The organism is Psychrobacillus soli, from assembly GCF_006861775.1.
Lineage (GTDB): Bacteria > Bacillota > Bacilli > Bacillales_A > Planococcaceae > Psychrobacillus > Psychrobacillus soli.
In genome coordinates this window covers 1-23,569 of sequence record NZ_VDGG01000057.1, presented here as the reverse complement: position 1 = coordinate 23,569, position 23,569 = coordinate 1, and the positions used below count along the sequence as shown (strand labels likewise).

The following is a 23,569-nucleotide window of genomic DNA, read 5'->3' as shown; positions in this document are numbered from 1 at the left end:
CTTGCCCAAAAACTTCGAAAAACAAACATTCTAATAAAATAAAAAGAAGCCACCCTCTAAAACACTTAAAATCTGTTTTAGAAAATGGCTCTATTTTCGGAACAATTTAAAATGTAAGAAATTACAATGTCATTGAAAGCAACCAGTTCTATTCGGAAAGCAATCAAATCAAATCCGAGAGCAACCAAATTGCTAGTGAAAGCAACCAATTCTTAAAATAACAAGTTTACTTGGAGTGAGACGACGATGAATACGAGGTGTTGAATCTAATCGATTTAAAGCTCTGATAAGAGTATACGTAAAATTAGCAAGAAACTCCAATCGATTGGAGCGGAAAGCGTCCGCCCTGCAGCGAAAATCATAGCGGTCACCATTATTTTGTTTATATCACTCAGTAAAGCATTAAAAATAAGACACATCTTGTTCGATTAAAAAAGATGTGTCCTATTATTTGTTTATGCTTATACAATTCAGGGAACTGAAAACTAAGATGTACTTAATTTTTTCCTCTACTTCTCGATAACAATAGAATCATATAACAAAGTAAACCAAAAAGTAATGATATAAACAGTGAATGTAATAGAGCAATATACAAGTTTAACTTAGTTAGTATAACGAACATCCCGGAAAATAGCTGACACGATACTAATATAAGTGCAATGATCCAACTCCAATAGATTGTGCGCTGAGATTTGTAATTTTTAATCACATGAATTGCAGCAATTAGTATCCAAATAAAAATCAATCCTGCTGCTACCCGATGTCCCATCTGAACCCATTCATATAAATTAGTCGGCAAAGAGAATTCGTTATTTCTACATAATGGCCAATCCCGACAAACTAAGCTAGACTCTGTATGTCGTACTAGTGCACCTGTATAAATAACTACATACGAATATAGTGTAATACCAATTGTATGAAATCTCAGGGTTTTACCTATTCTAATATTACCTGTGTCGAATTTTCGGTCGACTTCAAAAACTAATAAGGTTAATAATAATACGGCTGCAAATGAAATAAGGGAAATACCGAAATGAAGTGCAAGAATAAAATCTCCCTGTCCCCATTTTACTTGTGCAGCGCCAATAAGAGCCTGTAGTACTAAGAAAAATACAGCCATGAAAGATAAGAATTTTGTTTCACGAACATGTCCTAAAGCACGCCAAGCCCAAATGGCTAAAGCGACGATAAAAATGCCGACAGCTCCTGTAACTAGACGATGTGAAAATTCAATTAATACTTCTGTCGTTATTTCATCTGGAATAAGTTGTCCATTACAACCAGGCCAATGTCTTCCGCAGCCCATGCCGCTATCAGTTTTCGTAACAAGTGCTCCTCCTAAAAGGATGAGCAACATACCAACTGTAGAAACAATAGCTAGGCCTTTTAAATATTTATGAATGTGCAATGCGCCACCTACTTTATGTATCTTGTTCGTCTGTAAAAGACTATATCTGCTACTAGATAATATCGAAACATGAGTAAAATTACAATGTATATACTTTGAACACAATGGAGTGAAAAAGGCATTTCACAAATTGTTCATAAATTCGTGCCCGAACCTTCACAAATAGTGACAAAAAATGATTTACTATTGATATGTTCTATCTTTATTTACATTTTTTTAGAACTTATTATTCGAAAATCTTTATTCACTATAGAAATTGGTAAAGATTTTCGCTATAGTAAAGGGTAGCGGAATATGCTTACAACATTGAAAGGAGGGGCAGCATGTCAAATGGACATTCATTAACCGCTACTACCGAAGCAGAAACAGACCCAGTAAATACTTCTTTTCTTAAAGATTTTCTATCACTTATTAAAATTGGAATTGTCAATTCTAATTTAGTAACAACGTTTACTGGTATGTGGTTAGCTTTTCAAATTACTAATCGCAACTTTCTACATGAGTTAGATTTGTTATTTTATACGCTTTTTGGTGCAGCACTTATAATAGCAGGATCTGCAGCGATGAATAACTATATCGATCGTGATATTGACCCTGTCATGAAAAGTAAGAAAGGTAGACCTACTGTTACTGGAAGATTTACACCCTCAGCCGTGCTGATAACTTCCTTTTCATTTTTAATTGTAGGTGAAATCTTGTTATTTATGGCTTCAACTTCTGCGGGAGTTTGGGGACTGGCGGGTATCATTAGTTACGTTGTTTTATACTCTATGTGGTCAAAAAGAAAACACGTTAGTAATACGGTAGTAGGTAGTATTTCAGGTGCTATACCTCCATTAATCGGATGGGCAGCAGTCGAACCAGGATTAAGTTTTGGTGCTCTTGCATTATTCTTAATAATGTTTGCTTGGCAACCACCGCATTTCTATGCGCTTGCAATGAAGCGAACGGAAGAATATCGAGCGGCAAACATTCCAATGTTACCTGTTGTAAAGGGTTTCAAACGTACAAAAGTATCTATGCTTTTATGGATTTTACTTTTGTTCCCATTACCCTTCTTATTATTGGATTTAGGAATTATTTTTGTAGTGTTAGCAACGGTGCTTAACATTGGTTGGTTATTGCTATCAATTAAAGGCTTTCGTGCGGAAGATGATATTAAATGGGCTACTCGTATGTTTATCTATTCGTTAAACTATATGACGATTCTATTTGTATCCATGATAATCTTTTCTATCTTTATTTAATTACTGGGATTCTTTCTTTTAGTCAACAAGAATTCATATAAAACAGAACGACCGTCCAAATGCACATGAATACAACTATGAAAGAGGGGTTTAATTTAGCTATGATGAAAGGGCTTAAAAAATGGCGACTTTTTTCACTGTTAGCAGCTCTAACGATTTTCCTATCGGGTTGTGGCGAGGAATATTTATCAACGCTTACGCCTGCTGGACAAGTCGGAAGAGATCAATTTAATTTATTACTACTTTCAACTGCTATTATGACATTAGTTGTTATCGTGGTAGTAATTATCTATGTACTTGCATTAGTGAAATTCCGACGTAAAAAAGTTGGAGAAAATGTGATTCCTAAACAAGTAGAAGGAAGTCACACACTTGAAGTTATTTGGACAGTTATTCCAATTCTTCTATTAATCGTACTTGCTATTCCAACCGTAATCTATACGTATAAACACGCTGATGTATCAGCAATGGATCATGTAGATGCAGATGGAAACAAGACAGCTGTTACTGTCAATGTAACTGCAAAACTATATTGGTGGGAATTCGAATATCCTGATTTAGGTGTAGTTACAGCACAAGAACTTGTAGTTCCTACAGGGGAAAAAGTATACTTTAATTTAAAAGCAGCTGATGTGAAACACTCATTCTGGATTCCAGCAGCTGGTGGTAAATTAGATACAAACGTAGAAAACGTCAACCAATTCTATTTAGAATTCGATAAAGAATCTGCAGGGTTAAAAGACGGCGTATTTTATGGTAAATGTGCGGAGCTTTGCGGTCCGTCACATGCTTTAATGGATTTTAAAGTAAAAACATTAAATCGTACTGACTTTAATGCTTGGGTAGAATCAGCAAAAACAACAGAAGCTGTTGCAGAAGGTGACCTTGCTACTCAAGGGGAAGAAATTTTTAATACAAGCTGTATCGCATGTCATGCAACTTCAGCTGCCGGATCTGCTGGTGGTGTTGGTCCTAACTTAGCTGCATTTGGAGACCGTAATCGTGTTGCAGGATTTATGGAACATACAGAAGAGAATCTAAAAAATTGGATTAATGATCCACAAAGCTACAAACCAGGTAACCTAATGCCTCAGCCAGAACAATTAAACAATGGCGAAAAATTTAGTGATGAGCAACTAGATGCTCTTGCAGAATATTTAATGGGACTATCTATTGAAAAGTAATTTCAATAGATAATTATGAGGGAGGTTAAAGTTGTGAGTTCTATCGCACAAAAAAAGGGCTTTGGCGCAACTCTATGGGACTATTTAACAACAGTAGACCATAAAAAAATCGCTGTCATGTACCTCATTGCTGGTGGATTATTTTTCGTAATCGGTGGTATTGAGGCAATGCTAATTCGTATTCAATTAGCGAAGCCGGATAACGATTTTGTCAGTGCAGGTCTGTTTAATGAAATTATTACAATGCACGGAACAACGATGATTTTCCTTGCGGCCATGCCGATATTATTTGGATTTATGAACGCTGTTATGCCACTTCAAATTGGTGCACGTGACGTTGCGTTTCCATTTTTAAATTCACTTGGTTTTTGGTTATTCTTATTTGGTGGTATTTTCCTTAACCTTTCTTGGTTTATGGGTGGTGCACCTGACGCTGGGTGGACTTCTTATGCTTCGTTATCGTTAGCTTCACCAGGTCATGGTATTGACTTTTATGCCATCGGACTTCAGATAGCTGGTGCTGGTACTTACATAGGTGGTATTAACTTCCTTGTAACGATTATTAATATGCGTGCACCAGGTATGACATATATGCGTATGCCATTAATGACATGGACTACGTTTGTTGCAAGTGCGTTAATATTATTTGCTTTCCCACCACTTACAATCGGATTATTCTTCTTAATCCTTGACCGTATGTTCGGAGGAAACTTCTTTGACCATACAATGGGTGGTAATACAATTATTTGGGAGCATTTATTCTGGATTTTCGGACATCCTGAAGTATATATCTTAATATTACCTGCTTTCGGTATTTTCTCAGAAATCTTTGCAATTTTTGCACGTAAACGTTTATTTGGTTATTCGTCCATGGTATTCGCGACTGTATTAATCGGTTTCTTAGGATTCATGGTTTGGGCTCACCATATGTTTACAGTTGGTTTAGGTCCTACAGCAAACGCTATTTTCGCTGTCGCTACAATGGCAATCGCTGTTCCTACCGGTATGAAAATCTTTAACTGGTTGCTGACGATTTGGGGAGGAAGTATTAAAGTTACAGTACCAATGTTGTATGCTTTAGCATTCATTCCATCATTCGTAGCAGGTGGGGTAACAGGTGTTATGCAAGGTGCTGCACCTCTTGATTATCAATTACATGATTCGTACTTTATCGTTGCCCATTTCCACTACGTAATCGTTGGTGGGGTAGTGCTAGCAATTTTAGCAGCATTACATCTGTACTGGCCTTTAATGTTTAACCAAATGTTAAGTGAAAAACTAGGTAAGTGGACGTTCTGGTTCTTCTTTATCGGTTTCCACATGACATTCTTCATTCAACATTTCTTAGGACTAATGGGGATGCCTCGTCGTGTATTTACGTTTGGAGCAGACCAAGGTTGGGATTTATTCAACTTAATCAGTTCTGTCGGAGCGTTCTTCATGGCAGCAGGTGTTATTATTCTTGTTGTTAACATCATTATTACGGCTGTTAAAAACGTACCAGTTGGAAATGACCCTTGGGAAGATGGTCGTACGTTAGAGTGGGCTATTCCACAACCAGTACCATTTTATAACTTTAAACAAACTCCACTTGTTCGTGGACTTGACACGTTCTGGATTGAAAAACAAGAAGGAAATAAAGAAGGGATGACATATGCAGAACCACTTTCTGATATTCATATGCCAAACAACTCATTTATTCCTTTCATGATGACAGTTGGTTTGTTTATCGCTGGTTTCGGTGCCCTTTATAACGGTGAAAAAGAGTGGGCTGTACCTGTATTAGTACTTGGTTTAGCAATTACTGTTGCTTCTATGGCTGTTCGTTCAGTAAAAGATGATCATGGTTTCCATATTCACAAAGAAGATTTGATGAATGAAAAAGGGGGTAAATAATAATGGACTTAAATAAAAAGTACACCCCACAAACTTGGCCGGATCATCCAGAACAAGTAACGATGGAAGGTAAGAACAAGTTTTTAGGTTTCTGGCTGTTTCTAGGTGGAGAAACTGTACTATTTGCGAGTTTATTTGCAACTTATTTAGCGCTTAAAAATAAAGGACCAAGTGGTATGGAGTTTTCTACTCAAACATTGTTCGAATTACCACTTGTGTTCATTATGACAATGATACTTCTTACTTCATCATTAACAAGTGTTTATGCCATGTATCATATGAAAAACCATAATTTTAAAGGTATGCAACTTTGGTTAGGAATTACTGTAGTTCTAGGTCTTGCATTCTTAGCTTTAGAGATTTATGAGTTTAATCACTATGTACATTTAGGATTTAATTATAGTCAAAGTGCGTTCTCATCTGCTTTCTTTACGCTAGTTGGAACACACGGTATACACGTTGTAGTCGGTTTAGTATGGATTATTCTATTGATTGTACGTAATGCAAAACGTGGATTTAGCTTGTATAATGCACCAAAATACTATACTGCTTCTCTATACTGGCACTTCATCGACGTTGTGTGGGTATTCATCTTTACAGTAGTATACTTGATGGGAGTTGTTGGTTAATATGTCTCATGACGCTCAAGTTTATGTTAAATCAGAAACAGAATTTAATTATATTAAGCAAAAGAGAAGAAAAGATATGCGTGGCCAAATAACAACATTTGCAATTATGATTTTCTTTACGTTAATTGCGTTTACTGCTGTTGCTGCTGATTTCTCTAAATACTTAATAGCACCTGTAATTTTGTTGCTTGCGGTAGTTCAAGTTATATTACAACTTTTTTACTTCATGCATATGAGTGAAAAAAATCATAATGTTCCGATGTATTTCCTATTTGTTGGAGCATTCTTCGGATTTATCACCATCCTTACGTTCTTAACGATCATTTGGTGGGGTTAATCGAAACGAAAAAGTCGAGACTAAGAATATTCTTAGCCTCGGCTTTTTTTGTTTCTATAGAGACTGAATAACTGCTTCAAACATTATATGGTATTTTACTTTTAGGGATAATTCGTCAAAGTCATTGGAGTTTCATACCAAGTAAACTTGTTATTTTAAGAATTAGTTGCTTACACTAGCAATTTGCTTGTTCTCAATGATTGGTTTGTTGCTCTAAGCCATTCATTGGATTTAGGTAGTCAAAAAACTGTATAAAATTTTGTTTTTAGTCAGTCGAAACTGAGTAAGCTATCAGTTACCTTTGATTTTCGCTGTAGGCTGCGACTCGACCCGGATGAGGGAGCAAAATGAGGCATTCCAACGTACGCCTAAGCGACGGAAATGGCTCATCGCTCACCCGGCGGAAAGTGACCGACTGCAGCGAAAATCACAGCGGTCACCTAATAGAGCTTTGTATAACGCATTATCCCTACATTGCGTTTTTATTCATTTGTCATAGTTCGTTCATTGAAGTTATTGACTTTGAGCTCTATAATGGAAATAGTAGTAATAATAAAGGAGAGATTGTACTTATGCCTTTAAGTATATTTGGTTTTCAAGCTAATTGGAGTCCTGTATTAATCGGGTTATTAGTGTTTATAACTATTTTATATTTTTTAATAACAGTGAAATGGCGTAAAGATTTTAAAATATCCGAGCCCTTAACGAAAAAAGAAATTGCCTATTTTTTAACGAGTATAGTGCTTGTCTATATCGTTAAAGGATCACCAGTAGATTTGATGGCTCATATCATGTTCTCTTATCATATGGTACAAATGGCTTTGTTACTTCTGTTAATCCCACCTTTATTAATGAAAGGGATTCCTTGGTGGGTATGGAAAGCTGTCATCCAGTTACCTGTTGTCCGAAAGATATTCCCAATCTTAACTAAACCATTATTATCGTTAATTGTATTTTCGGGTTTATTTTCGCTTTACCATATTCCATTAATTTTGGACTATATTAAACTGGATGAAGTGTTGCATGGAACATATACGTTTATTTTATTTATTTCAGCGTTATTTATGTGGTGGTCTATTGTCGATATTATTAAGGGAGAGCAAGGTTTACACGGGTTAAAGAAAATAGGTTTTATAATAGGTAGTGCAATATTAATAACTCCAGCTTGTGCATTGATCATTTTCTCAGGATCAGCAAATTATGTAACATATACAGATGGAGAAGCTTGGCTTAAAGCGATGGAATTATGTGTGCCTTCTAGTACATTATCTGGGTTATCACTTTCTGGGCCCGAATTATTTTCTAATATGTCACCGGAAGCGGATCAGCAACTTGGTGGAATTCTGATGAAAATTATTCAAGAGATTATATATGCTGTAGTTTTGGCGTCGATATTCTTTAAGTGGTTTAAAAATGAACAAGAGACCGCGGATGAAATTACACAAAAAGCATTAGATGATCTAAAGCTACAAGCAAGCTACAATAAATAACAAATTTTAATGTATTCAAGGAGAAATGACGATGAGTTTACCTCTATTACCAACTATTAGTACCTTTTTCATCGTATTAAGCGCAGTATTAGTCGCAATTGGATGGGTATTAGTAATACAACGAAAAATAGAAGCACATAAGAAAACAATGATTGCCGCAGCCATTTCTGCTTTAATTTTTTTCATCATCTATGCTTCCAGAACAATTTTTATTGGCAATACCGCGTTTGGTGGACCAGATGATATAAAAATTTACTATACGATATTTTTAATTTTCCATATTACTTTGGCGACTACTGGTGCTGTATTTGGAATTGTTACGATTGTTTTAGGCTTAAAGAATAATATCGCCAAGCATCGTAAAATCGGTCCGATTACAAGCGTAATTTGGTTCTTCGTTGCCATTACCGGAGTAGCGGTGTATTTATTACTGTATGTATTTTATCATGGTGGAGAAACCACTTCTGTCATTAAAGCAATAATCGGTGGATAAATCCCAAAAAAGCCAACACACTCAAAATGTGTTGGCTTTTGTTATAGCTTAAAGTTAAGTTTTATCATACCCGCTTCTTTTGCAGTGATAAAAAGAATGACGACGAGTGGGCCTATTAAAAATCCAAGAAAGCCAAATAATTTTGCTCCAATGAACATAGCAATCAATATAGCTAAAGGGGATATTCCCATTTGGGACCCCATTAGTTTCGGCTCGACTGCTCTCCGAATTATTAGAAGTATAATAGCTAAAATCGTAAGTTTAGTACCTAACACGATATCCCCTGTAATATATTCATATATGGCCCATGGTGCTAAAATAATAATGGAACCTAAAATAGGAATAATATCGACAATCCAAATAACGAGTGCCATAATAATGGCATATTTAGGCGTAATGATAAATAATAACCCGATGAGCGAAGCACCTAGAATAATAAAGCTTGCTAAAATTTGCGCTTTCATAAATCCAATCGTTACTTTTTTTACACTTGTACTCATTACGCGAACTTTTTCAGCAGTATCATCAGATAAATAACGAAAGAATTTAGTACGCAACCTTTCCAGATCAAGCATGAAAAGGAAAAGAGCAATAATAAATACGATAAAACTGATTAAAAAATTCGGAACATTCGTTAGAAGTGTAGTTATATTCGAGTAGCTTAGTAAATCGAGTAAAGCATCTTTCATGCTCATTAAAGTAGAATCGAATTTATCTTGTATGGATTCTACAACCTCTTTTGGCAAACCTTCAGTGTATTTAAACAAGTTATTTTGCACATTGATCCATATGCCTGTTACACTATTTAAATGAAAAGGGATTACTTTAGATGTATAGATGAGCTGACTTATTAATTTCGTTATAACAAAGTATATGAAAGCTGAAATAATAATAATAAAGAAAAAGAAATTAGTTATAACTGCTAGTTTTCGCTTCCAATTAAATGTTTTTTGGGTGAATTTTACGAGCGGTTCGATGATGATTGCAGTAATCAAAGCTAAAATGATTGGGAGTGATACTGGAATGATAAAGATAGCAATTAATAATAGGAGAAGGCCTGCAATTATATACTTCACATACTCTTTTTTAAAACGTTTTAACACGATAGGGCGTACTCCTTTCTACAGCTTCTTACCTAGTATAGACAACATATCTATATTTGAACAGATAAAAAACGCTAGAGAAATTATTCTCTAGCGTTTCATACAGCTCCCATTAAGCTTAAATTTCAAATGCATTCAAGTCTTTTTTCAGAGCAGTTAATACTTGTTCGCATGACTTTACTAAATGGTTAGGAAAAACTTCATTTTCCCCATATTCTACACCATGTGGATAATAATGTTTGCCTACAACTGGCTTTAATAATGTAATGTTTGCCTCATGAGCACCTACATCACCGTCTTTTGTAAAACCAAATACTCGTAAATAGAATGTACCTTCTTTTATTTCATACTTTTTGTCATAAGTTACACGCTCATAATCCCATTGACCAGCGCGAATTAATCCGTTTTTTTTCATAAGATCATCTAATAAATTAAGATCAATGACAGTGTTTTCTATACCTGTGTTTTCGAAATACATTGAATTGTCCTCCTTCACGTTCGAATTACCAAAGAATACGTTCTCATTAATATTAATTCAAATTTGAAAATGTTGCAATGGCAACATTGTGTCTTTCCATGTAAGCTTGATATACTAGTGATAATGAAGTAATCGTTAAGGAGATAAATGAGATGAAAAATCTATTTCGCATATTAATCGCTATTACTATTGTACTGGTAGTATTTATATATTTTGATAATCCGGTTCAGGAAAATGAGCTTATTATGGGTTCTAATAACTCTGGGCAATTAATACCGCAACTAACAGCGGAAGTACCAGAGCCTGCGAACATATTCGATAGACCAAAGGAAGGAATTTCTACTTTAATAGGAGAACCTTCTCAAACATTAATTGATTTGTATGGTAAGCCCACGAGAATCGAACCGTCTGGATTTGATTATGATTGGTGGGTGTATAATGACTCCTTTTCTACTTATAAATTGTTTGGCGTATCAGAGGATGTGGTCTCACAATCATTTGCTATTGGAAAAGATATTGATGTCACACCCTATAAAATAGGACAATCGCTAACAGATATTTATCGATTTACGCTCGTGCAATCCGAAATCACCATGTCTATTGATTCGAATACTTATACTTTTTCTTTAACGGAAGCAGATATAAATACACGTATTTTAGTGCAATTTGATAATTTGTTTGCAATCTTGTATATAGATATGGAGGATCAACAGTTAGAGGGAGTTCGATTTACAGATCCTAATACACTGTTAAAACTAAAACCATATGATATTTTATACAACGGGACGATGATCGATGTGGAAACCCCAGCTTCTTCTTTGCAAGCCTCGATAGATAGGGCAAATGAGAGACAAGTTGTAGAAATGACAAACGTAATTCGTCATAGGCATGGCTTACAAGTGCTGGAATCCAATTATGCATTGCAACAAATTGCAAGAAATCATAGTGAAGAGATGGCAAAGAATAATATCGTCATTAATGAGAAGTTTGAAATTCCTAAATTTAGTGACAAGTTAAAAGAGTCATCTATTGATTTTACACGTGCAGCTGGGAATACTGCAGCTTTTTACTTTGATGCAGGCGAAGCCGTTAATGGTTGGTTAAACTCGAAAGACCATCGTGCTACTTTACTTGGCGAATGGTACACACACACGGGGGTAGGTGTCTATAGTAACTACTACACGCAAAACTTAATCGAACAACGTATGGTGAAAGAAAGTAAAAATGACACAAGTATTGATTAACCATAAGATGTTACACGAGTACTTTAAGTTAGGGCTTACGGATTGTTTTGAACTAAACGAGTTTTACACTATTAACGAGACTTCTTCATGCAAAAGGGACGCGACAAAGTCGCATCCCTTTTGCATTTTTCGGTAATCGTGTGTTGAAAACTGGTTTATCAACTGGCTTTAAAAAAGGATTACTTAAAAACGAATGTACCTTCTTTGTCTTCATATAGAGAACGAATATGCAAAGGAACATGATGGAGAGCAGCAAATTTGGCTGCTCTTTTTTGTATGACTTCTACTGGTCCATTTATTTTATGTTGAAGCTCTTCATAAGTCATAGAAGAAATTAATTCAACTTTTTTATTTCTAAAAGGATCGGAAGTCATAACACCTGGTACATTTTTATAAAATTCCACGACATCTGCATTTAAATAATGACCATAAACGACTGCAGTTAAATCACTTCCACCTCTTCCTAGCGTAGTGAAAGTTTGCGTTTCTTCTGTAATCCCTTGAAACCCTGGTACTACAATACAATTAACATGTTGGAAGGTGGCTGCTATTGATGTTGTATCTACTTTCTCTATTTGAGCGTCTCCGTAAGCATCATTTGTAATAATTCCCGCACTTTTCCCGTATAAAAGAGTTGCCAGAATTCCTTCTTTTTTTAACTCCGCGCAAAGTACAGATGCAGATATTAGTTCACCACATGCCGAAAGTAAATCCGTTTCAACACTACTAACGGAATTTGGTATTAGATCTAGTAATGTGTCCGTTGCATAGTGTTGACCGCTTCTTCCCATTGCTGATACAACTACCAATACTTGTTGATGCATACTAATTGCTTTTTTAATCCTTGCCATGACCAATTTCCTGTTCTGATGATCCTGCATTGCGATTCCACCAAATTTTTGCACAATCATATTTTCATCCACTCTACTCGTGACATTTCAAACACTCCGTTCATACGATACAAGGAATTCAATTTACTTTATGCGGACTCACAAGAATGGTGTAGGGAGTGTGTTACTATTTTTCCTTTAAAAGAACTATTGAATGGTTTGGACTATAAGATTAAAGGTGATTTGAAGGACTTTACGATAAACAGATTTATCGATCACTCGAAGCAAATTGATGAAGGAGATGTGTTTGTTTCTGAAACAGATAATCGAGTATTTATAGAAGAAGCAATTCAAAACGGCGCGAAAACAATACTCACTGAATACTTCATCCCTGACTGTAGCGTACCACAGGTTATACTACCGACTGATATGGATCTGTTAAAAGAGAGAATTTCCAGTATGACGTATAAATTGTATGGGAAACAAATAAAAACGATTGGTATAACAGGAACAAATGGAAAAACAACGGTTGCGTCATTTATAGGGCAATTATTAATGCAACAACAAAAATCTGTGTGTGTTATTGGTACATTAGGCGTGTTTATAAATGGTCAAAAACTGGAACGCCCATTTAGAAGTAATACCACATTGCCATTTTATGATTTTCTACAAGTAGTAAATTATTGCTATGAACATCATGTGGAATACATTGTATTAGAAGCTTCTTCTCAAGGATTATTGGACAATCGATTAGGTATGTATCCAATCGACTTAGGTGTATTTTTAAATATAGGAAAGGATCACTTGGAATTCCATGGTGGAATGGTTCCCTATAAAAAGTCAAAAGAGCTACTGGCAACGCTTTCCAAACAAATTGTCATTAATGATGACGATGAGTGGTGTAGATCAATCGCAGAAAAGACGGATCTACCGGTTATCCGTTTCGGTGAACAATATACGAATGACGTTATTTACCAAAAAGCGGACTACTCAACAGAAATAGTCCATTACAAATATATTGTTAGAGATAAAGAAGTGCAATTGAAGATGAAAAACAGTGGTTATTATAATGGGATGAACATAGCTGCAGCGATAGCAAGTTTATCGGCACTAAATATTCCTTTTGGAGAAATAAAAGCCCTAACGCTACCAAAAGGAAGGCTAGAGCAAATTCAAAATAGTAAAGGGGTGGAAGTACTAATAGACTATGCACATACACCTGATGCGTTGGAAGCTTGTTTATCTACCGTTACATCCTATGCAAAAAAGGATATCTATGTTGTCTTTGGATGTGGAGGAAATCGAGATAAACAAAAAAGAAAAGGCATGGGAGAAGTGGCGACAAAATATGCGACGAAAGCAATTATTACTTCTGATAATCCAAGAAATGAACGTCCAGAAGACATTATTGCCGAAATTGTAAGTGGCGTGGACCTTAAGAAAGTAATGATAGAACCTGACCGTAAAAAAGCAATTATTTTGGCATTACGCTCAGCCCAAAAAGGAGACGTCATATTAATAGCAGGAAAGGGACATGAGCAAGAACAAATTGCAAATGGTCTCGTAGTCCCTTTTTCTGATCATCAAGTTGTACACGATTATTTAGAAGAGTTAGGTGGACTAATAACAAAGAATGATCCAGTAGCGTGAGCAATTCTTTTGCCATCTGGTTGAGTAACCGTACATTCTAACACTAAAGTTTGCCGACCTTTATGTAAGTAGGAAGATGTAGCAATCAACGATTTTTCGGTTGCTGCTTTCACATAATGGATGTTCATATTTGTCGTTACAGCTCCTTTTCCCTCCGGCTGTAAATCTTTGTTTACAAGGTACCCCATCGCATTATCCATGATTGTTGCAATAATACCCCCATGTGGCTTATCAAACGTATTATAGGAAAGTGGAGTAATGGGAAATGTGACGATACATGTGTCATGTTCAAATTGTATGTCCATTTGTAGAACGGCATTTAAATAAGTGGTCGTAGTGGCATTTTGTTGTTTAATTTGTATACTTGTAAGTAAATCTTTTACAAGGGTTATTTCTTCTTCTGATGCATTTTCGGTTACTTGGTTAAGTAAATATTGTAATTCATTCATTATTTTTTCTCCTAACAATAAGTTATTAATTTAGCAATTGTTTCTCCCTTTCTGGTATGATATACACAGATTGGAGGTTTTAAAATTGATAATGACCAATGAGTGGGCCACTATAATGGACCAATCAGATATGCTATGTACAATGGTTCTTTCCTCTGAACAATTTTATGATTACTTAGATGCACACCGTGCTGTATATAAAAATCCGAATCTAGTTCGTGAAATCAATCATTTTACGAAACTAAAAGACCAATACGAAGAGGTTCAACGATTCGGAAAATACCATCCTGATTATTCGAAAGTTATGAAAGATATTCGCGTAACTAAACGAAAGTTAGATATGGTAGATGAGGTTGCAACATTAAAGGTTGCGGAAAATGAATTGCAAGATCTTTTAGATGAAGTGAGCTTGCTAATCGGTAAATCTGTTTCAGAAGGTGTTAAAGTTCCTGTGAGTAACCCATTTTTTTCATCCGGCGGCTCAAGCTGCGGAAGCGGTTGTGGTACTGGCGGAGCTTGCTCTTGTTCTGCTTAAGAAATACGAAGGATGTGTGCATTTTCTTGCACACATCCTTTTTAGTCTAGCTTTAAAGCTTCAATTGCTAAGTCAGGTCGATCGGTAATGATTCCTTTTGCTCCATTTTCAATCAATTTCTTCATCACTACTGGATCATCAATGGTCCAATAATGAACGGGTATATTTAATGAAGTGATGAACTTGATAAAACCTGCGCTATCAAGAGGAAATACATTAGATTTCACCGGAATTTGGAATACATCTGCTTTTGGATGATATAAATGTTTAAATTGGCTAGTGTATGCAGTATATGCTTTTTTTACTTCTTTTTCTCCAGCACCTAAAGCAACCGTATTTTGTGCATACAAGTTAAAACGATCGATTTGCTCGTCGTAAAAACTAGTGACAACAACGCGTTTGTATGCTTGCTTTTCTTCTAATAGTCTCCAAAGCTTGGAAGGCATTAAACTACCTTCATATGTTTGAGGTGCATCTTTAATATCCATATTTATAAGCATTTGGGGATATGTATCGAGAAGCTCACCTAAAGTGATAATTTGTTCACCACAACCCCTATAGTTTTGTGAACCTTCTAAATCGACAAAGTGGTAGCCGAGATCGGCTTCTTTTAATTGTGCAAATGTATAATCTGCAACTTTGCCACTTAAATTTGTCACTCTGTCTAAATGCTCATCATGAAAAACGATAATCTCTTCATCTTTCGTTAATCGTATATCAATTTCAAATCCATGTACTCCTAATTTTGCAGCATTTTCAAAAGCGGCAAGCGAGCATTCTGGAGCAAGGCCAGATCCACCTCTATGCGCAAGGATGATCGGCTGCTCGTATTCAAGCGCTTCTTTTGGAGTACGACTTTGTGGTTTAGAAATAGCTTTTGTACTTGCCCAAGCTGCTCCCGCAGCCGCAGCAATAGCGATTGCAACATTTGTTTTTTTACCCATTAATCGATTTATCCTCCTTTTTAACTGTTTGTTTTTTTAATTATATCTTTTGAACGTACAACTGTCAGCTAGTTGTTGTTGCTATCATTTTCCCGGTTATGTTATCCTAAAGAGGAAGAAATGAGGGGAAAAAGTATGACAGAAAGACAAGGATTAATTGTCTATGTGCATCATTTAAAACAAGCGAAATCATTAAGAAAATACGGTCATGTCCACTATATTTCTAAAAAGTTGAAATATGTCGTGTTATATTGTGATCAAGATCAAATTGAAACTGCAAAACAAAAAATGAACAAACTTCCTTTTGTAAAAGAAGTACTAGAATCGTATCGCCCATTTTTAAAAACAGAATTTGAAAATAGTAAACCAGATAAAGCAAAAGAATACGATTATAAAATTGGTTTGTAACGCTATCCCAGTCTTACTGTAATGGCGGTATTAAATGATTTAACCGTAAAACACCGATTATATATTGATAAAATAAATTTGTGTCTACAAAAGTGGATGAATGTTTAATATCAATTTGGATTGGTTGAATCTGTATGTCTTCTAACGTCTTTTTAAATGCTAAAAGTCTTTTTGGTACCTGAGCTGTATTTGGTATTCCTTCTCGACATATATAAATTGGGAAAAAATTGGCGTTATTAATCGGCTTTAGAGCAACTGCAATGGAAAAGTACTCTTTATCTTCTTTTTTAGACGTGAATATGAATGCGTGATGTATACGATTTTTATTTAAATTAGCGAGTTCACAAAGCTCAAATACATCTCCATAGCCTTCACCTAGTTCTATAAAACGTTGAATCAATGGTAACACTTCCTTTCCAGTCCATCTTACCACTTTGTTGGAGGGAAATTCTATGAAATTTGTTATAAGTTTTTTGACTATGTTGCTTGTTGTAGTAAATAGCGTGTTGCTTTTATTCCAGTATCATGTTTACTCCTCAAGTTTGGAAGGGGAGGAACAATCTTTTTATTATGAACAAGAAATTGAGATTAAATTTACAAGCGACAGAGTGGTTGTTAAGCAACATTTTATTAATTTGCCACAAGAACAACTTACTATTTCATGGCCTATTTCGAGTGAAAATCGCAGCTGTGATTTAAAAATTAGTGATAGCTGTAGTCGATTGTCAGATGATTTAACATCTTTTGAAGAAGGGGAATCGTCTAAACAGAGCATCTCTTATGAAATTCCATTAGTAGATGGATTAACGGATGGACAATTATTTTCTGGATTTTTAGCGAAAATTGAAAAAGGTGGAGTTTCTTATACAACACTACATATAACGGATGAGTTAAAAAGAGGAGGAATGTGGATTAGTGGTTTACCGGTAATTGGTACCGCTTCGTTAAATTTAATCGATTACACCCTTTCTGATGGGGTTGGTAATATTTCAGATTTATATTGGCAACAAGAAATAATCCCAGTGAAATATGAAAATAACACGTTCACCGTTCATTCAAATGAAAACCTTTCCGAAGAGGTAAAAACACAATTAGATAAGTTAAATATTCCAAATAGTGCGCATATGACCTTGCTTTTCACTGAAAATAAAAATAATATAAAGTCATCACGCATAGCGTTTATAGCGGGTAAAGATATTGACTCGATTGTAGATGAGGTAATTGTGAAAAATGTTCAATTACAATATGGATTAAAAGAAGATAGTTCACTGTTTGCTGAAGTGGTAAGTAGTTTTTTGATGGAAAGTCCAATTGGAGCAGAAAAATCAGTCTGGATGTATGAAACTCTTCAAAATTATTTTACTGCAAGCCAGCTTGCGGAATGGAAAACAGCATTGTCTAAAAGTCATCCATTAAGTGCTGAAAAATTAGATAAGCTATTGTCAGAAGTAATCGATTGGAACACTTCTTTCTTTCAATTGAATGGACAAGCTGAATCAGTCAAGTTTCCATTGCTTTTAGAAGATCCGCGAACTGTATATGTAAATGGGGTTCTACAAGAAAAGATGAAGTTATTAATGAAAGACGGGAAAATTTTATATGCTGCTGAACCATTGCTTGCTGAATTAGGATATACCTTAAATGATACAGATAAAGGGTTGTATGTCCAAAATGATTCAAGGTCATTTCGTTTTCCAATACAGGAACCTTTTTATGTATTGAATGAGAAAAGATATGACGCAATGTCAGAACCGTTTGAGCGAATTGGATCGGAATTTTATATTGAAGAAGCGTGGATGATTCGATTGTTTTTATTGAATTTAGATAAACAAGAAGACCGGATAAATATTACGGAATCCACATCATTTTAACATTAGGAGTTATAACATGAGAGTCATATCAGGATCCAAAAAAGGACTGCCATTAAAAGCGGTTCCTGGGACAAACACACGACCTACAACGGATAAAGTAAAAGAATCTATTTTTAATATGATCGGACCTTATTTTGATGGAGGAATAGCAGTAGATTTATTTGCGGGAAGTGGAAACTTAGGTATCGAATCATTAAGTAGAGGAATCGATTTATGTATTTTTATCGAAAAGGATCAGAAAGCAATTCAAACGATCAACGAAAATTTAAAGAAATGTCGTTTAGAAGATTCGAGTGAAATATACAAAATAGATGCCGCTAGGGCGGTTAAAGCATTTGAAAAAAGAGAGCTGAAAATCGAGCTATTATTTGTGGATCCACCGTATAATAAGACTGTATTTTATGATTTAGCTGAAAAGATCGTAGAAGTTGGATGTATGAGCGATTCGGGAATTATCGTGTGCGAACATGATAAAACGGTTGGCTTGGCAACTGATTTAGGTACTTTTACTCTAGCTAGACGGGAAACATACGGTGGTACTATTATTTCAATTTATCGTAGACGTTTAGAAGAAGAGGGGGATTAAATTGGTTAAAATTGCAGTTGTACCAGGAAGTTTTGATCCAATCACAAATGGACATTTAGATATTATTAATCGAGGAGCAACGGTTTTTGGACAAGTCAATGTTGTCGTCTTAAACAACTCATCCAAAAATCCACTCTTCTCGGTGGAAGAAAGAATGGAACTTATTAAAGAGGCAACAAGCCATCTTTCCAATGTGAAGGTGGATACATATTCTGGATTATTGATGGATTATGCGGAAAGTGTTCATGCAAGTGCGATTATTCGAGGACTACGAGCGGTTTCCGATTTCGAATATGAAATGCAAATTACTTCGATGAACCGCGTATTAAACGATGAAATCGAAACATTTTTCATCATGACAAAAAACCAATATTCTTTTTTAAGTTCGAGCATCGTCAAAGAAGTAGCCAAGTATGGAGGGAAGATTGAAGAATTAGTTCCCCCACAAGTAGAAGCCGCTCTTCGACAAAAATTCCAAAAATAGTAACCTTGCCAACCCGGCAAGGTTTTTTATTACAGAATTATTACTGGTTGTTTAGATAATAAAAAATAAAGGGATTATGAGCATGTGTAAAAAGCGAAATAGAATATAGCGTTTAATAGAGATTCGGGCTTTTTGAGCAAGTACAATAATTTGCATATGGATACTAATACCACTAAATGCAATGATGATTGCTACGATAAATGGAAGGCTGGCTTTTCCAGCAAGTATTTCCCCTGCTAAACTGATCCCACCGGTCATTTCAAAAAAAGATGCGACAAATACTAATAACAAAGGGGAGATGGATGGTAGTACTTCTTTTACAGATTCAAAAACGATAATGCTCACCGTAGTGAAAAAAATGACAGTTGTGCCGATTAGCAATAATATTTGAGAGGTTTCTTTTATGCTTTCTTGAAAAGGGGAGACGGTAATTGACGCTTTGTAATCATTTTGTTGAATAGGCTTCGAAAAAAAGATGAATACTAAAAGGAACAGTAAATTGATACCATGTATGATGATTAACAATTTCAAACCTGCAAATTCTGCGTGGAAAATTTCAATCCCAACAAATCCGATAACAAACATTGGGCTCGGAGCATGACAAATCCCTAATAACCAACTAGCATTTCGTTCGTTTAAAGTACCCATTTCTTTTAACGAAGAAATAACCGCAGCTCCACTTGGAAACCCTCCTATCGCACTTAATATGTAAACATTCATATATAATTTAAACTTATTCTTTGTATGTAAAAATGTATTTTGTGATCTTATAAACATTTGCGTAATAACTAAATAAGGCAACAAATAGGGAAGTAATGACGTCGTGAAAATACGCATTCCTTCTACGGCACCTTTATGCGCTGTACCAGGTTGCAGAAATAATAAAATAATTAATGCCCAGCTTCCAATGGTAATTATAATATGCATGTAATTTCATCCTTTATTTTCATTTGTTTTGTCAGAAAAAAATGGAAGTGATAAACTATTACTCATATATAGTTAAGAAAGAGAGGGAGAACTTATGAAGAAGAGAAAGTCCGTAATCCTTCTTTTCGTATTTGCGATTGTGCTGGCTCTTGCCTTCTATCCGATGGAATCATATATTTCCAAACCAGGAGGTGCATATGAACTTACTCCATTTGTAGAAGTCGAAGGTGGAGATATAGATGACATTGGTACAATGAGTCTACTCACGATTGCACTTGCTAAAGCAACACCACTTACATATGCATACGCGAAACTAGTGGATAATCAAAAAATATTTAAGGCCAATCAAATTCGGCAGGAAGATGAAGACGATAAAGAATATAATGTTCGTCAATTAAAGCTTATGTCTGATTCTCAATTTAATGCTATAACTGTTGCATACAATCGAGCGAAAAAGCCTTATACAATAACAAATAACGGAATATTTATTTTTAATATTGTCGACGGTGGTGCTGCAGATAATGTACTAGAACCTGGTGATAAAATTCTAAGAATGGATAATTTGAAAGATTTAACAGAGGAAACGATCCAAGCATATTTAGTAGACAAACAAGAAGGAGACACGATTCAATTACTAGTAGAACGAGAAGGGAAAGAACTTATGAAAGAGGTCACACTTAAAGTGGTTCCTGGTGTTCTTGATAAACCTGGTATTGGGATTTCCTATAAAGAAGATAAAATCGTGGAAACTACTCCTTTCGTCCATATGAACACCGAAGATATCGGAGGTCCTTCTGCTGGACTTATGTTTACATTGGAAATATTAAATCAATTGCTTTCTGAAGATATTACAAAAGGGTACGATATTGCCGGTACAGGGGAGATGCTACCGGATGGAACTGTCGGACGTATCGGAGGTATTGACTTAAAAGTTATTGCTGCAGATCGAAAAGGAATGGAAATAATGTTCGCTCCGGATGATGAGATTGATCCTGTGATATTAGAGAAAAACCCGGATCTAACATCCAATTATGAAGAAGCATTAAAATCGGCAAAAAAAATAGGCACAAAAATGAAAATTGTACCTGTTAGAACGATTGATGATGCTTTAGCATATTTAGAAAAATTAGAACCAAAATAATGTATCACATTCTAATCGGTGCAATTCGGAAATCGCTCCCAACCATTTGCTGTCCAAACGAACTTTGTAAACCAAGATAATATAGGTTTGCTGCTTTAATATCTAACTGGAGTAATTTATTTTCTTTACTTGCAGCTACTCTACTTACTAGAGGAAGTTCCAAATCTTTTTTTATGGATTGTAAGTAGGCTTGTCCTTTTTTGTTCATTCCTAATGGGCGAATATAAGTTGGTAATTCGGTCTCTTTCAATTGTTTCCATGTAAATTCTGTAAAAATATGCGTTAACATTCGCTGAATTCTAGTCCATGTAAACCGCTTCGATTTAATCTTTTCCATAAAAGATTGGAAAGTTATACTAGTAGTCGCTGCGTTCCAAATAGCATTTTCCATACCTTCTGTCACTTCTGCAAACTGAGCGAGCGATTCTTTCGTATGACGTAGAATAATGAATCGAAGCAATGGATAAAATCGTTCCCAGCTACCAAAAGAGTTGGCTGTATTTTGCCACTCCATTAGTGCTTCAAAGCTAGTAAGTGGCAGAAAAGGTTGCACACCAGTTAGATCACCATCGTCAAACAATACTTTCCGAATTCCCGTTGCACTCGCAATGGTTTCCGACGTTTTGGCTTCGTCATGATAATTGGCGATTACACGTTGGATAGTTTCGGGTTGTATTTCTGTATTTAATGTTTTGGCAGCCTCAATATAGTGATAGCCTAAAATGTTATTTGGCTTCGACAGATCAACTAAAGGTAAGGTCACATCGGTAGAAATCAGCTTATAAGCTTCATTTAATGCTTTAGGATAACTAACCCCTTTTTTCATGAATGTGGAGATTGCTGTATTATAATCTGCTTTATTTTCTAACAATAAATCATACGTATGTAGAAACGCTTTTAAAGAGCCTTCCTCGCTGCCAAAACAAAAAGACTTACATTTTAAAGCATCTAATAAAAAAATCGCTCCTTTTGCAAAATCGCTTGCCTGAGCGGTAGCAAATGCGTAAGGTAACTCAATTACTAAGTCAACGCCAGCAAGTAGTGCCATTTTCGTTCGCGTCCACTTATCAACAAGCGCAGGTTCCCCACGTTGGAGAAAGTTACCAGACATAACGGCTATCATAACTTCACTATTCGTTTTCAGTCGTGACTGTTGTAAATGATGTAAATGTCCATTATGAAATGGATTATATTCTACAATAATTCCGGAAGCTTTCATCTACTCATCAAATCCTTTCCTTAATCAAATTATAGTGTTATTATTAAGTAGTGACAAGAAATTATCTTGACATCTAAATTCAGTCATTATATAATCAACTTTGTTGTCTTGAGGTGATAATCGTATGAAATGGGCAATTAGTCAACTAGCAAAATATCGTGAAAACGGAATGCCGTTAGATGAGTTCGTTACTCTGGAAAATGTGAAGGAACGAAACCCGGACGTTCGAAGTATTTCACCCGTTCATGTAAAAGGGCATTGCACGTTTGGTGCAGCGCAAATGAATTGTCATTTTCAGCTTTCAGGGACTCTAATACTACCGTGTGCTCGCACATGGGAAGATGTAGAATATCCATTTGAGATTCAATCTGATGAAATTTTCAACTGGTCTGAGGCGGCAGCTGCTTCTGCCCGAGCATATGATAACTTTCATGTGGTAGAAGGAGATGTCATTCATGTAGACCCAGTTCTAGAAGAGTTAATTCTTTTAGAAATTCCATTGCAAGTGTATAAAGAAGGTGCAGACCAATTTAAACACGAAGGTGGGAATGGTTGGAGTTACACAACAGATGATGATCTGAACGATATGCAAGAAGATGAACAACCAAAATTGGATCCAAGACTAGCTGATTTAGCTAAGTATTTTGATCAAACAGACGAATAATAGATCTGTAAGGAGGTGCCACCAATGGCAGTACCAGCTAGAAGAACTTCTAAAACTGTAAAAAGAAAACGTCGTACGCATTTTAAATTATCCGTACCTGGTATGGTTGCTTGTTCAAATTGTGGTGAAATGAAATTGGCTCACCGTATTTGTAAATCATGCGGTCAATACAAAGGGAAAGAAGTAGTGAGCAAATAATTCAGTATTTGTTCCATAAAAGACTACCAAAGAGACCATGGCTCTTTGGTAGTCTTTTTTTGTTATATAAAATTTTCTCCCGACAGTTGAAAGTATGTCGCTATTTAGGGATACTGCGACGTAGTGCGTCGACTAGTGACCGCTAGGATTTTCA

General features: G+C 35.6%; 26 protein-coding genes. 17 read left to right on the top strand and 9 right to left on the bottom strand.

The window, feature by feature from the left end; all coding sequences use genetic code 11:
- Nucleotides 1-496: 496 nt before the first annotated feature.
- Nucleotides 497-1,408 carry a COX15/CtaA family protein gene (locus tag FG383_RS18460; protein WP_142608878.1) on the bottom strand — a complete coding sequence of 304 codons (912 nt, stop codon included), beginning with the start codon at nt 1,406-1,408 and terminating at the stop codon, nt 497-499.
- 323 nt (nt 1,409-1,731) lie between these two features.
- Between FG383_RS18460 and cyoE the strand changes: the two genes are divergently transcribed.
- The 7 genes from cyoE (at nt 1,732) to FG383_RS18425 (ending at nt 8,684) form a co-directional block, all read left to right on the top strand.
- Nucleotides 1,732-2,655, top strand: a complete 924-nt coding sequence (gene cyoE, locus FG383_RS18455) for a heme o synthase (RefSeq protein ID WP_142608877.1) — start codon at nt 1,732-1,734, stop codon at nt 2,653-2,655.
- A gap of 101 nt (nt 2,656-2,756) precedes the next feature.
- Entirely contained in the window at nt 2,757-3,839 is a 1,083-nt protein-coding gene (gene coxB / locus FG383_RS18450; RefSeq protein ID WP_142608876.1) for a cytochrome c oxidase subunit II, read from the top strand.
- Nucleotides 3,840-3,872: 33 nt separating this feature from the next.
- Nucleotides 3,873-5,735, top strand: coding sequence for a cytochrome c oxidase subunit I (locus FG383_RS18445; RefSeq protein ID WP_142608875.1), 1,863 nt, complete (start codon nt 3,873-3,875; stop codon nt 5,733-5,735).
- Nucleotides 5,736-5,737: 2 nt separating this feature from the next.
- Complete coding sequence (locus FG383_RS18440) at nt 5,738-6,364, top strand: cytochrome (ubi)quinol oxidase subunit III (protein WP_142608874.1); 627 nt, start codon at nt 5,738-5,740, stop codon at nt 6,362-6,364.
- A 1-nt stretch (nt 6,365) separates the two neighbouring features.
- On the top strand, nt 6,366-6,701 hold the full coding sequence (gene ctaF / locus FG383_RS18435; protein WP_142608873.1) for a cytochrome c oxidase subunit IVB: 336 nt from the start codon (nt 6,366-6,368) through the stop codon (nt 6,699-6,701).
- Between the two features lie 572 nt (nt 6,702-7,273).
- On the top strand, nt 7,274-8,191 hold the full coding sequence (ctaG, locus tag FG383_RS18430; RefSeq protein WP_142608872.1) for a cytochrome c oxidase assembly factor CtaG: 918 nt from the start codon (nt 7,274-7,276) through the stop codon (nt 8,189-8,191).
- 31 nt (nt 8,192-8,222) lie between these two features.
- Complete coding sequence (locus FG383_RS18425) at nt 8,223-8,684, top strand: DUF420 domain-containing protein (RefSeq protein ID WP_185908007.1); 462 nt, start codon at nt 8,223-8,225, stop codon at nt 8,682-8,684.
- Between the two features lie 41 nt (nt 8,685-8,725).
- Here the strand turns inward: FG383_RS18425 and ytvI are convergent, their stop codons facing one another.
- Nucleotides 8,726-9,787 (bottom strand): sporulation integral membrane protein YtvI, encoded by a 1,062-nt coding sequence (gene ytvI / locus FG383_RS18420; protein WP_185908006.1) that lies wholly within the window; start codon nt 9,785-9,787, stop codon nt 8,726-8,728.
- 118 nt (nt 9,788-9,905) lie between these two features.
- Nucleotides 9,906-10,265, bottom strand: a complete 360-nt coding sequence (locus FG383_RS18415) for a YugN family protein (protein WP_142608870.1) — start codon at nt 10,263-10,265, stop codon at nt 9,906-9,908.
- Nucleotides 10,266-10,417: 152 nt separating this feature from the next.
- Here FG383_RS18415 and FG383_RS18410 point away from each other — a divergent pair, with 152 nt between their 5' ends.
- The gene (locus tag FG383_RS18410; protein WP_142608869.1) at nt 10,418-11,509 is read left to right on the top strand and encodes a CAP domain-containing protein; all 1,092 of its coding nucleotides are present in this window, start codon (nt 10,418-10,420) and stop codon (nt 11,507-11,509) included.
- 179 nt (nt 11,510-11,688) lie between these two features.
- Here the strand turns inward: FG383_RS18410 and FG383_RS18405 are convergent, their stop codons facing one another.
- Entirely contained in the window at nt 11,689-12,420 is a 732-nt protein-coding gene (locus FG383_RS18405) for an amino acid kinase family protein (protein WP_142608868.1), read from the bottom strand.
- A gap of 162 nt (nt 12,421-12,582) precedes the next feature.
- Between FG383_RS18405 and FG383_RS18400 the strand changes: the two genes are divergently transcribed.
- Nucleotides 12,583-13,989: a UDP-N-acetylmuramoyl-L-alanyl-D-glutamate--2,6-diaminopimelate ligase gene (locus FG383_RS18400; RefSeq protein WP_246097057.1), complete on the top strand. Its 1,407-nt coding sequence runs from the start codon at nt 12,583-12,585 to the stop codon at nt 13,987-13,989.
- On the opposite strand, the gene FG383_RS18395 is transcribed toward FG383_RS18400, so the two are convergent.
- Nucleotides 13,938-14,438, bottom strand: coding sequence for a PaaI family thioesterase (locus tag FG383_RS18395; RefSeq protein WP_142608866.1), 501 nt, complete (start codon nt 14,436-14,438; stop codon nt 13,938-13,940). The genes FG383_RS18400 and FG383_RS18395 overlap by 52 nt on opposite strands.
- An 85-nt stretch (nt 14,439-14,523) precedes the next feature.
- Between FG383_RS18395 and FG383_RS18390 the strand changes: the two genes are divergently transcribed.
- On the top strand, nt 14,524-14,973 hold the full coding sequence (locus FG383_RS18390; RefSeq protein ID WP_142608865.1) for a YlbF/YmcA family competence regulator: 450 nt from the start codon (nt 14,524-14,526) through the stop codon (nt 14,971-14,973).
- Nucleotides 14,974-15,014: 41 nt separating this feature from the next.
- Here FG383_RS18390 and FG383_RS18385 read toward each other — a convergent pair whose 3' ends face one another.
- On the bottom strand, nt 15,015-15,917 hold the full coding sequence (locus FG383_RS18385; protein ID WP_142608864.1) for a glycerophosphodiester phosphodiesterase family protein: 903 nt from the start codon (nt 15,915-15,917) through the stop codon (nt 15,015-15,017).
- A 135-nt stretch (nt 15,918-16,052) separates the two neighbouring features.
- On the opposite strand from FG383_RS18385, the gene FG383_RS18380 reads away from it, so the two are divergent.
- A complete protein-coding gene (locus tag FG383_RS18380) occupies nt 16,053-16,325 on the top strand; it encodes a YlbG family protein (protein WP_142608863.1) in 273 nt (90 codons plus the stop codon).
- A 13-nt stretch (nt 16,326-16,338) separates the two neighbouring features.
- Here FG383_RS18380 and FG383_RS18375 read toward each other — a convergent pair whose 3' ends face one another.
- Entirely contained in the window at nt 16,339-16,734 is a 396-nt protein-coding gene (locus FG383_RS18375; RefSeq protein ID WP_342782158.1) for a DUF7147 family protein, read from the bottom strand.
- 43 nt (nt 16,735-16,777) lie between these two features.
- Here FG383_RS18375 and FG383_RS18370 point away from each other — a divergent pair, with 43 nt between their 5' ends.
- Genes FG383_RS18370 through coaD form a run of 3 tightly spaced genes read left to right on the top strand, consistent with a single transcriptional unit; the run spans nt 16,778 to nt 19,266 of the window.
- Nucleotides 16,778-18,196 (top strand): hypothetical protein, encoded by a 1,419-nt coding sequence (locus tag FG383_RS18370; protein ID WP_142608861.1) that lies wholly within the window; start codon nt 16,778-16,780, stop codon nt 18,194-18,196.
- A gap of 16 nt (nt 18,197-18,212) precedes the next feature.
- The gene (gene rsmD, locus FG383_RS18365; protein WP_142608860.1) at nt 18,213-18,782 is read left to right on the top strand and encodes a 16S rRNA (guanine(966)-N(2))-methyltransferase RsmD; all 570 of its coding nucleotides are present in this window, start codon (nt 18,213-18,215) and stop codon (nt 18,780-18,782) included.
- Nucleotide 18,783: 1 nt separating this feature from the next.
- The gene (gene coaD, locus FG383_RS18360) at nt 18,784-19,266 is read left to right on the top strand and encodes a pantetheine-phosphate adenylyltransferase (protein ID WP_142608859.1); all 483 of its coding nucleotides are present in this window, start codon (nt 18,784-18,786) and stop codon (nt 19,264-19,266) included.
- 51 nt (nt 19,267-19,317) lie between these two features.
- On the opposite strand, the gene FG383_RS18355 is transcribed toward coaD, so the two are convergent.
- A complete protein-coding gene (locus FG383_RS18355; protein ID WP_142608858.1) occupies nt 19,318-20,193 on the bottom strand; it encodes a hypothetical protein in 876 nt (291 codons plus the stop codon).
- Nucleotides 20,194-20,287: 94 nt separating this feature from the next.
- Here FG383_RS18355 and FG383_RS18350 point away from each other — a divergent pair, with 94 nt between their 5' ends.
- Entirely contained in the window at nt 20,288-21,334 is a 1,047-nt protein-coding gene (locus FG383_RS18350; protein WP_142608857.1) for a SepM family pheromone-processing serine protease, read from the top strand.
- A 4-nt stretch (nt 21,335-21,338) separates the two neighbouring features.
- On the opposite strand, the gene FG383_RS18345 is transcribed toward FG383_RS18350, so the two are convergent.
- Nucleotides 21,339-22,553: a nucleotidyltransferase gene (locus FG383_RS18345; RefSeq protein WP_142608856.1), complete on the bottom strand. Its 1,215-nt coding sequence runs from the start codon at nt 22,551-22,553 to the stop codon at nt 21,339-21,341.
- A 124-nt stretch (nt 22,554-22,677) separates the two neighbouring features.
- On the opposite strand from FG383_RS18345, the gene FG383_RS18340 reads away from it, so the two are divergent.
- Together FG383_RS18340 and rpmF are read left to right on the top strand one after the other, a co-directional pair.
- Nucleotides 22,678-23,217 (top strand): YceD family protein, encoded by a 540-nt coding sequence (locus tag FG383_RS18340; RefSeq protein WP_142608855.1) that lies wholly within the window; start codon nt 22,678-22,680, stop codon nt 23,215-23,217.
- Nucleotides 23,218-23,241: 24 nt separating this feature from the next.
- Nucleotides 23,242-23,415 carry a 50S ribosomal protein L32 gene (gene rpmF, locus FG383_RS18335; RefSeq protein ID WP_093263953.1) on the top strand — a complete coding sequence of 58 codons (174 nt, stop codon included), beginning with the start codon at nt 23,242-23,244 and terminating at the stop codon, nt 23,413-23,415.
- The last annotated feature ends 154 nt before the right edge of the window (nt 23,416-23,569 follow it).

Coding starts and splice junctions, on each gene's coding strand:
- FG383_RS18370 (WP_142608861.1), top strand. CDS start 16,778: ATGAAATTTGTTATAAGTTTTTTGACTATGTTGCTTGTTGTAGTAAAT.
- FG383_RS18380 (WP_142608863.1), top strand. CDS start 16,053: ATGACAGAAAGACAAGGATTAATTGTCTATGTGCATCATTTAAAACAA.
- FG383_RS18440 (WP_142608874.1), top strand. CDS start 5,738: ATGGACTTAAATAAAAAGTACACCCCACAAACTTGGCCGGATCATCCA.
- FG383_RS18385 (WP_142608864.1), bottom strand. CDS start 15,917: ATGGGTAAAAAAACAAATGTTGCAATCGCTATTGCTGCGGCTGCGGGA.
- FG383_RS18350 (WP_142608857.1), top strand. CDS start 20,288: ATGAAGAAGAGAAAGTCCGTAATCCTTCTTTTCGTATTTGCGATTGTG.
- FG383_RS18405 (WP_142608868.1), bottom strand. CDS start 12,420: ATGATTGTGCAAAAATTTGGTGGAATCGCAATGCAGGATCATCAGAAC.
- rsmD (WP_142608860.1), top strand. CDS start 18,213: ATGAGAGTCATATCAGGATCCAAAAAAGGACTGCCATTAAAAGCGGTT.
- rpmF (WP_093263953.1), top strand. CDS start 23,242: ATGGCAGTACCAGCTAGAAGAACTTCTAAAACTGTAAAAAGAAAACGT.
- cyoE (WP_142608877.1), top strand. CDS start 1,732: ATGTCAAATGGACATTCATTAACCGCTACTACCGAAGCAGAAACAGAC.
- ctaG (WP_142608872.1), top strand. CDS start 7,274: ATGCCTTTAAGTATATTTGGTTTTCAAGCTAATTGGAGTCCTGTATTA.
- ctaF (WP_142608873.1), top strand. CDS start 6,366: ATGTCTCATGACGCTCAAGTTTATGTTAAATCAGAAACAGAATTTAAT.
- FG383_RS18340 (WP_142608855.1), top strand. CDS start 22,678: ATGAAATGGGCAATTAGTCAACTAGCAAAATATCGTGAAAACGGAATG.
- FG383_RS18395 (WP_142608866.1), bottom strand. CDS start 14,438: ATGAATGAATTACAATATTTACTTAACCAAGTAACCGAAAATGCATCA.
- FG383_RS18355 (WP_142608858.1), bottom strand. CDS start 20,193: ATGCATATTATAATTACCATTGGAAGCTGGGCATTAATTATTTTATTA.
- FG383_RS18415 (WP_142608870.1), bottom strand. CDS start 10,265: ATGTATTTCGAAAACACAGGTATAGAAAACACTGTCATTGATCTTAAT.
- coxB (WP_142608876.1), top strand. CDS start 2,757: ATGATGAAAGGGCTTAAAAAATGGCGACTTTTTTCACTGTTAGCAGCT.
- FG383_RS18345 (WP_142608856.1), bottom strand. CDS start 22,553: ATGAAAGCTTCCGGAATTATTGTAGAATATAATCCATTTCATAATGGA.
- FG383_RS18410 (WP_142608869.1), top strand. CDS start 10,418: ATGAAAAATCTATTTCGCATATTAATCGCTATTACTATTGTACTGGTA.
- FG383_RS18425 (WP_185908007.1), top strand. CDS start 8,223: ATGAGTTTACCTCTATTACCAACTATTAGTACCTTTTTCATCGTATTA.